The sequence below is a fragment of the Limnobacter parvus genome, from assembly GCF_024623725.1.
In the GTDB taxonomy this organism is placed as follows: Bacteria; Pseudomonadota; Gammaproteobacteria; order Burkholderiales; family Burkholderiaceae_B; genus Limnobacter; species Limnobacter parvus.
Map to the genome: position 1 here is coordinate 406,117 of NZ_JANKHG010000017.1, position 12,285 is coordinate 418,401.

9 protein-coding genes and 1 tRNA gene are annotated in these 12,285 nt (G+C 51.2%); 6 read left to right on the forward strand and 4 right to left on the reverse strand.

The window, feature by feature from the left end:
• Positions 1-95 precede the first annotated feature (95 nt).
• Positions 96-2,816 carry a TRAP transporter large permease subunit gene (locus NSP04_RS09020; RefSeq protein ID WP_257512000.1) on the forward strand — a complete coding sequence of 907 codons (2,721 nt, stop codon included), beginning with the start codon at positions 96-98 and terminating at the stop codon, positions 2,814-2,816.
• A gap of 63 nt (positions 2,817-2,879) precedes the next feature.
• On the opposite strand, the gene NSP04_RS09025 is transcribed toward NSP04_RS09020, so the two are convergent.
• Positions 2,880-2,954, reverse strand: a tRNA-Arg gene (locus NSP04_RS09025).
• 222 nt (positions 2,955-3,176) lie between these two features.
• Here NSP04_RS09025 and NSP04_RS09030 point away from each other — a divergent pair.
• From NSP04_RS09030 to NSP04_RS09045, 4 genes are all read left to right on the forward strand, one after another.
• The gene (locus NSP04_RS09030; RefSeq protein ID WP_257512001.1) at positions 3,177-3,779 is read left to right on the forward strand and encodes an RNA polymerase sigma factor; all 603 of its coding nucleotides are present in this window, start codon (positions 3,177-3,179) and stop codon (positions 3,777-3,779) included.
• A 101-nt stretch (positions 3,780-3,880) separates the two neighbouring features.
• Complete coding sequence (locus NSP04_RS09035) at positions 3,881-5,209, forward strand: sigma-54-dependent transcriptional regulator (protein ID WP_257512002.1); 1,329 nt, start codon at positions 3,881-3,883, stop codon at positions 5,207-5,209.
• 15 nt (positions 5,210-5,224) lie between these two features.
• On the forward strand, positions 5,225-5,446 hold the full coding sequence (locus tag NSP04_RS09040) for a hypothetical protein (protein ID WP_257512003.1): 222 nt from the start codon (positions 5,225-5,227) through the stop codon (positions 5,444-5,446).
• A gap of 55 nt (positions 5,447-5,501) precedes the next feature.
• Positions 5,502-5,813, forward strand: coding sequence for a hypothetical protein (locus NSP04_RS09045; RefSeq protein ID WP_257512004.1), 312 nt, complete (start codon positions 5,502-5,504; stop codon positions 5,811-5,813).
• 19 nt (positions 5,814-5,832) lie between these two features.
• Here NSP04_RS09045 and NSP04_RS09050 read toward each other — a convergent pair whose 3' ends face one another.
• Entirely contained in the window at positions 5,833-6,204 is a 372-nt protein-coding gene (locus tag NSP04_RS09050; protein WP_257512005.1) for a hypothetical protein, read from the reverse strand.
• Between the two features lie 59 nt (positions 6,205-6,263).
• Entirely contained in the window at positions 6,264-6,839 is a 576-nt protein-coding gene (locus tag NSP04_RS09055; protein ID WP_257512006.1) for an RNA polymerase sigma factor, read from the reverse strand.
• Positions 6,840-7,129: 290 nt separating this feature from the next.
• Between NSP04_RS09055 and NSP04_RS09060 the strand changes: the two genes are divergently transcribed.
• Positions 7,130-9,091, forward strand: a complete 1,962-nt coding sequence (locus NSP04_RS09060; RefSeq protein ID WP_257512007.1) for a DNA topoisomerase IV subunit B — start codon at positions 7,130-7,132, stop codon at positions 9,089-9,091.
• 38 nt (positions 9,092-9,129) lie between these two features.
• On the opposite strand, the gene NSP04_RS09065 is transcribed toward NSP04_RS09060, so the two are convergent.
• Complete coding sequence (locus NSP04_RS09065) at positions 9,130-12,276, reverse strand: error-prone DNA polymerase (RefSeq protein ID WP_257512008.1); 3,147 nt, start codon at positions 12,274-12,276, stop codon at positions 9,130-9,132.
• Positions 12,277-12,285: the final 9 nt, after the last annotated feature.

Below are 12,285 nucleotides of genomic sequence, written 5' to 3' on the forward strand. Positions count from 1 at the left end.
CAGTAAAAGGGGGCTTGCCGTTGCCCCCTTTTTATTACCTTTAAACAGCTATTTCGATCAGTCAACATAAAAGTTGGCGCTGACAAGGATCCGTTATGCAGAGTTCCGCCGGCAAAAAATGGTTTGGTCGCACACCATCTGAATGGCTTTCCAGCCTTCCCATTTTCTCTCTTTTGTTACTCACCCTGATTATTGGTACGGGTGAAATGGTGCATGGCCAGTTGCTTCGCCTGGGCGAACGCATGTTTGGCGACCCTGAAAACCAGGTTCAGTACTTTTTGCTGCGTGCCGACCCGTCGGCCCCTACTTGTGAAGCAAACCCTGACATTGATGCTTTGGTTGCCAAGCAGGTTGCTGATGCGGAAACTGCGCCGAAGTCAGACCTTGATTTGCTGTTTGGCGATGTGGCAATTGACCCGAATGAAATTCGTGCATCTTTGGAAGCCGCCCGTGATCAGTGTCGCGAGCGCTATGCTGTGTATGAACGCGTAAGCAAGGCCATTACACCGGAAGTCGAAGTATTTCGCGAGGTAGAAACCGGATTCTTTGGCATCTTCAAGTTTGGTACTGAAAACCGACCCCTTATATTGTTGATCATGGTCGCGATTGCTGCCATTTCAACCACCAAACATTTCCATCACATCAGTTTGCGACCACCGCGAACCAAGAAAGACTTTCAGGTTTACTCGCTGGCCATGCTGGGCGCCAACCTGTTGATGACGATTTCAGCCAGCTATTACTTGAAGCTGCAATACGATTCCGGGGTTGCAGTTGAAAACCCACTGATCAGTATTATTGCAATTGCCCTGTTCGCCAGCTTGTCGTTCATCAGTTTGAAGGATGTGCTGAAGATACCCGCCCAGGCCGAGGAGGGGGGCAGTTATGGCATGGGCTTGTTGAGTATTCCGCTGTATGCCTTCATGGCTTTGAATGCGGGTATTAATTTCTTCATGGACGATTACATCGCGGGTCTGGCGATTTATTTCGGCCAGATTACCGAATTGTCTAGTATTTTTCTGAACTTGGCCTTGTACCTGTGGGCGGGTATGTTGCTCAAGCAAACCCGCGTGGTTTCCTTGTTCATGGATATTCTTAAGCCCTGGAAGCTGCCGCCCGAGGTGTTCACTTACATTGTGTTGTTGGCTGCGGCTATCCCGACTGCCTACACAGGTGCATCCGGTGTATTCGTGATTGCTGCGGGTGCGATTGTATACAGGGAAGTATTGGCCTCAGGTGCCCGTCGACCATTTGCCTTGGCGGCCACTGCCATGTCAGGTTCGCTGGGCGTGGTCCTTCGTCCCTGTTTGCTGATTGTGGTGATTGCCGCTTTGAACAAAGAGGTTACGACCAGTGAGCTTTATGGCTGGGGTCTTTTTGTATTCATTCTGACGTCCACCATCTTCATGCTGATTGCTTTGCTTAAGGCAGAAGGGCGCGTTACTGAACGTGCGAGGGCCAAAGAGGCGCTGCCACAATCGCTTCGTGCATTGGTGCCTGTATCGCCTTACATCGTGATTGTCATGCTGGTTGTGTTTGGATATGAATATCTGCTGGACACTAAGCTTGACGAGTTCACTGCACCTGTGATGCTGCCGGTCATCATGCTGTTTGTGATCATTTTCGACAAACTGCGCGGCGGCCCCACCAAAGTGGGCGGTGATACACCTGCCGAGAAGAAAAAGAATCAGGGCCTGGAAATGGCGGTGCGTAGCGCCACCACGGAAACCATTGGTCACATTGGCGCGTTGATCATGTTGATGGCCTTGTCCATCAGTGTGGGTGGCATGATTGAACGATCTGGTTTGATGAGCATCGTGCCCGCTGAAATGGCCAGTATTTGGGGTGCGTTGACTCTATTCATGATCATGATGGTATTCATCGGTATGGTGATGGATCCGTTCGGCGCGGTAATTCTGGTTTCGGCCACCGTGGCTCCTATTGCGTACAGCAATGGCATCCACCCAGTGCATTTCTGGATGATCGTGATCACCGCGTTCGAGTTGGGTTACCTGTCTCCGCCTGTTGCGCTGAATCAGCTTCTCACCCGACAAGTCGTTGGCGAGGCTGAAATGGACAAGGTTGCCGAAGAAGTCAAGGGCAAAGCGTTCTATTATCGTTATGAGCGTTGGTTGCTGCCGGTATACACCTTGTTCATTGGATTGCTGATCGTGACCTACGGCGGTCAAGCCCTGATCAACAACGCAGACACATTGAAGCCAGTGAGCCATTTCTTGGGGCTGGACCAACTGCGGCCCGCTGTGCTGGATCAAACCCCCGAGGTTGAGCCAGCAGCAAGCCCGCAAACGTCTGTTGATTCTGCACTGGACCCAGCCGCAGACATTCTCTCAGCAGACGCTACGGGCACAGTCGATCCAGCGGTGGATATTCCACTGGATGATCCGTCAGGTAGTGCTACATCCACGGCCGACTTGGCAATGCCAGCGGTACCTGCAGCACCAGCCATTGCTGACCCAGCAGTGGCGCAATCTGAGGTGACCGAGGTTGTCAGCAATTGGGCGGCCGCCTGGAGTGCTCGCGATGTAGAAGGGTATTTGAGCTTTTACTCAGCCAACTTCGAATTGCCTGGGGCTATCAGTCGCGCACAGTGGGAAAGCCAGCGCAGGAATCGAATTGCAAGCAAAGCCAATATCGAAGTGGCGATCAGCAATTTGAATATTCAGGTGAATGGAGAAGAAGCCACTGCTGAATTTGATCAGGCTTACAAAGCTGACAGCTACTCTGACAATGTGCGCAAAACACTGCGCATGAAGAAGGAAGATGGCCGCTGGAAAATTGTGACTGAACAAGCCAGCTGATCAGATAACCCTTAGTTGAAAAGCCCTTTCTGTAAAAAAACAGAAAGGGCTTTTTTTTACCCGTGGTCTCCCGGACAGGAATCGAACCTATATTTGCCCCTTAGGAGGGGGCTGTATTATCCATTATACGACCGGGAGAATTGCCCGCATTTTACACTGCAACTGGCATTGACTGCTCACTTGTCTGGACGGCGTTTTGAATTTTTGGCGAGTGCGCTCCTGGTTTTTTATAAAAAACACAAATGCTTAGACGAGTTAATCAATAAATAGGGAGTGAAATCAATATCTTAAAAACTACGCTGCCCTGGCATGCACACTGCACAACGCTTGGTACCACCCACAAGCAAAACGAGGCAGAAAATGGCGCAGCAAAACCAAGTTCAACAGATCGAAATCAGCATTCAGTCCAACGAAGACTCACTCGCGCCACTGACCGCAGCGCAACTGCAAACACTTGAAGCCTTGCTGCGAGATCAAAAATCGCGTCTTACCCATTTTGTGCGCAAGCACCTACGTCGCGAAGATTTCATCGACGACATCATTCAACAAACTCACATGGCTGCGTTTCGCAATTGGAGTCGGTTTCGTGGTGAGTCCAAGCCAGAAACATGGTTGTTTGGCATTGCATTGAACCTGGTTAAAAATTTCCGTTATCGCGATACCAGCTTTCGTTTTCAGGATGACGACTTTGAAGAGCAAGTCAGCATGATTGCAGCCGACTCCATCTGCGAGCCAGAAGAGTCGTTGATGCAGCAAGAACGCATGGAATCGTTGAAGCAGGCGATTGATCACTTGCCCGGTAAAATGCAGTTGGTGGTTCAGTTGGTGCTTTTGGAAGGTTTTACATATCAAGATGCCGCACTGGAACTGGACCTGCCAATTGGCACCGTGCGTTCCCGTCTGTCAAGGGCGCGAGACATGCTGCGCCTTGAGGTGATGGAGCGTTCTGAAACAACCCATTAAATTTGTCGCGTTCAGCAATGACTAGTTCAAAGGGGTGATTCGGGGGCTTTGCTTCACCTGCACAATGGGTTGTTCCCACCGACTTGGCGCAATTGGCATCCATGACCGAATTAACCCTGTGTATTGAATCGCAAGAATTAAAAAGCCGGCTACGCGCAGCAGCCTTGCTGATGCAGGCCACTGTTCACGAATTGCCGCTGTCAGAGCTGATCACAAAGCGCAGTTTGCCTGCGCATTGGGTGTTGGTCGACCATGGGTTGGAGGAGCTGGGTGGTTTGATTGAGCGTTTCAAGGCCATGGGCCGAAAGCCGGAATGCCATATCATTCGGTTTATCGATAAACCCTGGCAAGAATATGTGTATCACGACATTCCTATATTCGCGTCCATTGTTCGACCGCCCAATCCTTTGGCTGCGGTGCATGTTTTGGAGCGTTTGATTAAAACCAAGCCACTTCAGTTTGGAAAGAAGAAGCTGGCAGTCGATTCCGATGGGCCTTACGCCCCAGAATTTGTTCGGTCCAAGCCCATGCAGCGCGCAGTGGCGCAGTTGCAAGTACTCAAACAATTGCCGGTTGATACAGTGCTGATCGGTCAAACCGGCGCAGGCAAAGACACAGCAGCGCGCTGGCTGCATGCTCAGTCGGGCGTCAAAGGCGAATTCATTCATGTTAATTGCGCAGCGTTGCCCGAGCAATTGTTCGAGGCCGAGCTCTTTGGCGTTATGGCAGGCGCTTTTACAGGTGCCCAGAAAGACAGGCCGGGAAAACTTGAACTGGCCAATGAAGGCACACTTTACCTTGATGAAATGGACAGTCTTCCGTTGTCATGTCAGGCAAAGTTGCTGAATGCCTTGCAATACCGTGGAGCCACACGTTTGGGTGGTAACTCATTTTATCAATCGACCTTTCGAGTGATTGCTTCCACCAAGGCAAGCCTTCCTGAGCTGGTGAAGCAGCAAAAGTTTAGGGAAGATCTGCATTTCAGGCTAAGTGTGTCGCAAGTTCAAATTCCCAGTCTTGCAGAAAGGCTTGAGGATATCCTGCCGCTGTATCGTCACTTTCTTAGTGAAGTTGCCTTTCAATTTCGGCTCGATGTGCCTGCAATCAGTACTGAAGAACTGGACGAATTGCTCAGTAAACCATGGCCCGGCAATGTTCGTGAGTTGCACGCCTGCGCTCAAAGGCATGTGATTGGACTGGGTACTCCTTGCGACAATGCGGAGACCACTTCTAGTTTGGGCCTCAAGCAACGGCTGTTGTCTTTTGAGAAAGCCGTGCTTACTCAAGCACTCCATGCGCACAATGGTTGTGCCAAGTCTGCAAGTGAAAGTTTGGGAGTTCCCCTGCATTCCATGTATTACAGAATGAAGCGGTTTGAATTACTTGAAAAAGTCGGGAACTCTTTGGAAAACATCACCACTCAAATTTAACTAACAGGCGCTTCTATGACCATGATCAATTCAAATTCTCATTCTATTCAAGCTGCAAACCATGGCATTGGCCAATCCGGGGCCGCAGGTTCTGCTGTGTGCGGCACCTTTCAAGGCATTTTGAGCGATCTTGCCAAGCGGCCTCTAAAGCCTTTGGGCGTTCAAAAATTCGCGGGGCTGCAGCCTCCTCGCAGTCTGGCTCAGCAAATTCGCAGCGACACCGCTGCCATTGCTTAGCTTGATGATTCCCGCGCACAAGGCCTAGCCGGTGCTGGCGCGATCGTCCGGCTGGATGCAAGTTGACAGCCGTGTCGTCATTGGCCTTGGTCATGGGGAGTTGTTGCAATCCACCTCCACACCCTGTGAATTTCAGGCCAAAATCGCATTGAACAGCTATGAAAGCAATTGTTTGCGAGACTGGCTTGCACACCGTTGGAATTCCGAATCACTCGAAGGGACTTGTGTCTCCATGGTTGATGGTCTTGGCTTGATTGTTGTGATACCAATTGTCGCCAACAACTTACTGGATGCAAGAAAGCAGTTCGACGATTGGCTGGATGCCGTGGCCCGTGAGCGCGAACAATCCCATCATTCCCGCAAATAATTCACTTCGAAAAATGTACTTAGATGGCTGTTTTGTGTTGAAAGTAAGTTTGTTTGTAGGCGAACGCCACGTGAATGAACTGATTGAATTGAAATAAGGCCTGGTCGGCATTTTCACTGGTGATTTCAATGCAAATTCTTAAGCAATTGTCATGATCTGAAATTGCCATGGATGTGCCATTTGGCAGGTCATTCAACAGTTCTGAAAAAATACCCATGGCCATGCGCAGCTGGTCATCTTGAACTTGCAATGATTTTCCCAAACAAAATATACGGGCGCTTACTCTGCAATCTGCCCCTTTCAAATGTTGAAGTTCAATGGTCAAGTTTTGTTCATAATCAATACGGTAAGCATCTGATTCTGCAGCTTGTTCGGTATCTGCCAAAGTCATTCCGAGAGACTCCAGAATCAGATTTAATGCACCATAACGAGTATTCAGTAATGCTGTCATCAGTCCATGTACATGTCGTAAATTGATTTTAATTGAGCGCGAGATCTGGAAATTCTAGAGCGCACTGTTCCAATCGGGATGCCCAATATGTCTGCTGCTTCTTGATAGGAATTTCCATGTTGAACCACCAGAATCAAGGTTTCACGCAAATCATTGGGCAAATTGCCAATTGCAGATTCAAGCTTGATGCTGAATTCATTTTTCATACAATGCTGCATGGGGTCCGAGCCCTCGGCTTGCTCAAGCTCCAGGTCTTCATCCGATGTGAAGTGAAATTTGTATTGGGGTGAGCGGCGCGCGGTGTTGCGAATAATATTAAGCGCAATTCCAAAAAGCCAGGTGGCCCGTTTGGCATCACCTCGAAAGCTGTCCCAGCAGCAGTAGGCCTCGATTAAGGTTTGCTGAAAAATATCTTCCACCGCATTTTCATCGCGAAAGTGCTTGATGATGAAATTCCGTAGCCGTTTTTCCTGCTTGGCGACCAGCAACTCGAATTCGGAGCGGGTGGCGTCCATCTTTGCGACGGAACACCGCTGAATCGCTGTGATCTTGAGTTTTGGTGCAATTGGTTTCATGTCGAGCCTTTCTACTTGGAACGGTAGGGGAATCATGGTCGGCCTCGGCGAATTTCTTGAATAACGGCACAGGGTACCAAGCCCGTCAAAACTGCTGCCTAGGTATCACTAGAGAGGGGGGTGGGCGGACGCAGCGCTTTCCAAATATTGAAAAGTATGAGTTTGAATATTCCGGCCTTTTTTCTCTCTCTGATGCTGAGTGCAAAGCCAAGAGCAGATGGTTCCAAGGCTGGCGAATAACAGCCACATTTGTTGGTATCATCAAGCGGTCATTGAATCTTCAGGTTGTCATGAGCAATTACCAAGAATCGTCAATTCGCGTGCTGAAAGGGCTGGAGCCTGTTAAACAAAGGCCCGGCATGTACACGCGCACAGATTGCCCTTTGCATATCATTCAAGAGGTGATCGACAACGCGGCCGACGAGGCGCTGGGCGGTTTTGGTGCTCGCATTACCGTGACTATTCATACCGATGGCAGTGTGTCTGTGCAAGACGAGGGGCGGGGTATACCCATTGGCCTGCACCCCGAGGAAAAAGTACCTGTTATTGAGTTGGTATTCACCCGTCTGCATGCGGGGGGTAAGTTCAACAAGGCCGACGGCGGCGCTTATCGTTTTTCAGGTGGCTTGCATGGCGTGGGTGTGTCTGTCACCAATGCTTTGTCGACCCGGCTTGAAGTCAGCGCGGTACGTGACAAACAGGTGGGCACGCTTGTATTCAGTGGCGGCGATGTGATCGAGCCACTAAAGGTACGCCCACAAGTGAATGGCGACCCCAAAAAGGGCACCACAGTGCGTGTGTGGCCCGACCCCCAGTATTTTGATTCCGCAATACTGCCTTTGAATGAGGTAGACCGCTTGCTGCGCAGCAAGGCTGTGCTGCTTAAAGGCGTCGAAGTGGTCTTGGTGACTGAAAAAACCGGTGAGGCCAAGCGCTGGAAATTTGATGATGGCCTTAGCGGTTTTTTGAAAGAAGAGCTGCTGGACCGTGAATTGGTGGCCCCCATGTTCAGCGGTGACTTGAATGTGGATGTACTGCGCGATGAAGGTTTTGCTGAAGGCGAGGGCGCTGCATGGGCTTTGGCCTTTGTGGCCGAAGGCGCGCCAGTGCGCGAAAGCTATGTGAACCTGATTCCGACTTCCGCAGGTGGTACGCATGAATCGGGCCTTCGCGAGGCGGTGTTTCAGGCCATCAAGGCGTTTTGTGAAATGCATTCGCTGATGCCAAAGGGCATCAAATTAATGCCAGATGACATTTTTTCCAAGGCGAATTTTGTGCTTTCAGCCAAGGTGCTCGACCCACAGTTTCAAGGTCAAATCAAGGAACGGCTCAATAGCCGCGATGCGGTGCGCCTAGTGTCGTCGTTGGTCAAGCCTGCGTTCGAGTTGTGGTTGAACCAGCACGTTGAGGACGGTAAAAAGATTGCCGAACTGGCCATCAAACAGGCCCAGGCCCGTTCGCGCGCCGCGCAAAAAGTCGAGAAACGCAAAAGCTCTTCAGTGGCGATTTTGCCCGGCAAATTAACCGACTGTGAAAGCACCGATATTACTTTGAATGAAGTATTTTTGGTCGAGGGTGATTCGGCAGGTGGCTCGGCGAAAATGGGCCGAGACAAAGAGTTTCAGGCTGTATTGCCTTTGCGCGGCAAGGTGTTGAACGCCTGGGAAACTGACAAAGATCGCCTGTTTGCTAATCAGGAAATTCATGACATCGCAGTGGCCATTGGTGTGGACCCACACGGTGTGAATGACAGCCCTGATTTAAGCGGTTTGCGCTACGGCAAAATTTGTATTCTTTCTGATGCCGATGTGGATGGTTCACACATCCAAGTGTTGCTGCTCACGCTGTTTTACAAGCATTTCCCGGCGCTGATTCGTAGCCAGAATTTGTATGTGGCGCGCCCGCCGCTCTTCCGTGTGGATGTGCCGGCACAGGGTAAAAAACCCGCGCGCAAACTGTATTGTCTGGATGAAGCCGAGCTTTATGCGGTGCAAGACAAACTGGGCAAGGAAGGTGTGAAGGAAGCGAACATCAAAATTTCCCGTTTCAAAGGCCTGGGCGAGATGAATGCCGAGCAGTTGTGGGAAACCACCCTGAACCCAGACACACGGCGTTTGCTGCCTGTTACCTTGGGCAGCATGGACGTGGACCAAACCAATGCCATGATGCACATGCTGATGGGCCGCACGGAAAGTGGTGCGCGCCGAACCTGGCTGGAAGACAAAGGCAATTTGGTGGAAGTGGATATTTAGGTAACTGAGCGCTCAATCCAGTTTTTGCTTTTCTTGTTTTATTTAAAATCGCGCGAAAGTGTTTGCAGGTTGGCCAGCAGGTGGGTGTAATCAACTAATCTGCGAGCCACCAAATTGCACACTTCACCTTCGCGTTGCCAAATCCCGAATACCCCCATGATTTGCGCATTGCGCAGCACCTGCCGCTGTTCTTCGGCCAGGCTGTTCCACACAATCACATTCACATTGCCGGTTTCATCCTCAAGATTCAAAAACACAGTGCCATGTGCCGTGGCTGGGCGTTGCCGGTGGGTCACAATACCGCAGGCACGCGCCAGCCTCCCGTTGGGATAAGCACGCAATTCTTCAACTTGCCTTATTTTGTAAGGTGCCAGTTGTTGTCGTAAAAATGAAATTGGGTGGTGTTCAAGGCTTGCGCCTGTGGCGCGGTAATCGGCCAGCATGTCGTCCAGTTCGCTGGCTTTGGGCAATTCAAGCGGTGTTTCCGTGCTGCGTGTGTCAGCCAATAAATCATGCTGGTAAAGTCGACCGGTTTCAGCCGCTGCTGTTTGCCACACGGCCTGGCGACGATGCCCGGCCAGTTGTTCAAGCGCATTGGCATCGGCCAGTGCAATCAAGTCACCCCGGTCCAGTTGTGCGCGCTTGGTCAAATCTTCCACGCTGTCGAACAGGCCGTTTTCGCGAGCTTGAATAATTCGAAGTGCCGCCTCAAATTTCAAACTAGTGACCCGGTTTAAACCCAAACGTACAGGTAGCAAGGCGGTGCTGTTGTGTGATGACCCAGGCATGTTTTCAAGTGTGCTTTGCAGTGCACTGAACTGCACATCCACGGGCAACACCTTCACGCCGTGCCGCTGTGCATCTTGAATCAGTTGGGACGGCGCATAAAAACCCATGGGTTGGGCATTCAGCAGTCCGCACAAAAATGCATCGGGGTGGTGGCATTTCAACCAAGACGATGCATACACCAGCATGGCAAAACTGGCGGCATGGCTTTCCGGAAAACCATATTCACCGAAGCCTTCCATCTGCTTGAAAATACCTTCCGCAAATTCGCGGGTGTAGCCGCGTTCCACCATGCCACCTACTACGCGGCCATAAAAATGGTGCAAACCCCCTTTGCGTTTCCAGGCCGCCATGCCACGGCGCAGGGCATCAGCTTCACCCGGCGTGAAACCAGCAGCCAGAATAGCCACTTGCATCACCTGTTCCTGAAAAATTGGAATGCCGAGGGTGCGGCCCAGCGCTTGTTTCAAATCCTCAGAAGGGTAGTCAACTTCCATCAAACCTTGTCGGCGTTTTAAGTACGGATGCACCATGCCGCCTTGAATTGGGCCGGGGCGCACAATTGCCACCTGTATGACCAGGTCGTAATATTCACGGGGCCGCAAGCGTGGCAGCATGCCCATTTGGGCGCGGCTTTCAATTTGAAACACACCCACCGTATCGGCCTTGCAAATCATGTCGTAGGTTGTTTTGTCTTCGTTGGGTATGGCTTGCAGGGTTTTAGGCGCCCCGGGTTTGTTGTGCAGTTCATCCAGCGTCATGCGAATGGCACTGAGCATGCCCAGTGCCAATACATCCACTTTCATCAGGCCCATAGCGTCCAGGTCATCTTTGTCCCATTGAATAACGCTGCGGTCTGGCATGGATGCGTTTTCAACTGGCACCAGTTCAGACAGGCTGTCGCGCGCAATCACAAAGCCCCCGGTGTGTTGCGACAAATGCCGTGGAAAACCCAGCAGTTCATCGGCCAAATGCACGCAGTGTTGTATGCCTGTTTGTCGCACATCAATGCCTGCTTGCACCATGTGGTCAATGTTCATGCTTCGGGTAAAGCCGCCGTCTTGCGACTTGGCCAATTGATCAATCAGCTCAGTATTCAACCCCAGTGCTTTGCTCACATCGCGCAGGGCAGATCGTGGCCGGTACACCACCACACTGGCGGCCAAAGCCGCTCGGTTGCGACCATATTTTTTGTAGATGTACTGAATTACTTCTTCGCGCCGTGTGTGCTCAAAGTCCACATCAATGTCGGGTGGTTCGTTGCGTTCGCGGCTGATGAAACGCTCGAACAACACCTGCATTTGCGCCGGGTTTACCTCCGTAATGTGAAGGCAATAACACACCACTGAATTGGCGGCTGAGCCCCGGCCCTGGCAAAGAATGTTTTGTGAACGGGCAAAGCGCACAATGTCGTACACGGTTAAAAAGTAAGCTTCGTATTTCAGTTCCTCAATCAGTGCCAGCTCATAATCAATCTGCTTTTGTACCTGGGCTGGTATTTCCTGCGGGTAGCGAAGTGCTGCGCCCTCAGTGACTAACTGGCGTAGGTATTGGGGCGGCTCCAGACCTTCAGGGCTGATTTCTCGCGGGTACTGGTACCGTAATTCATCCAGTGAAAACACACATTGCCCAGCCAAGTCAGCGGCTTTTTCCAGAAGTGCGATTGGGTATGTTGTTGCCAGCACATTCAAAGGTTGCAGGCAGCGTTGCGCATTGGGTTCTAAAAATGGGCGTGCATCATTCAAATTGCAATTTAAGCGAACCGCAGTCAGTACGTCGTGCAGGGCTTTGCGTTCAGCCGAATGCATCACTGGCAGGTTGCTGGCCATTAGTTCCGCTTGGTGCAAGTGGGCCAAGGCCTGCAAGTGGCTTAGCCATGCGTTTTCGAAGCCGCGGTGGTGCAAACTGCACACCACCAACATGCGGCCTGTGAAGCGTTTTGCACACCAGCTTAACAAGGCAGGAAAGCCTTCCTTGTTGCGTTCATCGGGTATTAGCAGCAATTGCAAGCCGGGTGGAATGCAGGCCAGGTCGTCGCGCGTGAACAGGTAATCGCCTTTGAATGCGCGGCTGCGCGCCTGGGTAATCAAGCGGCACAAATGGGTATAGCCGGTTTTGTTTTTTACAATCAGGGCAATGCGCTGACCTGCAAACGGGCTGCTGTGGGCAAACATGAACTGTGCGCCCACCAGAAGCTGAATACCTTGTTCTTTGGCGGCTTGGTGTGCGCGCACAATACCTGCCAGTGAACATTCATCAGCAATACCGATGGCGCTGTAGCCCAGCGCCTTGGCTTGTTGCACCAGTTCTTCGGGGTGCGATGCACTTTTCAAAAAACTGAAGTTGCTTAAAGCCAAAGCTTCGGCAAAGCGGGGTGGTGTTGGCAATGAAGCAGTCATATTTTTCAT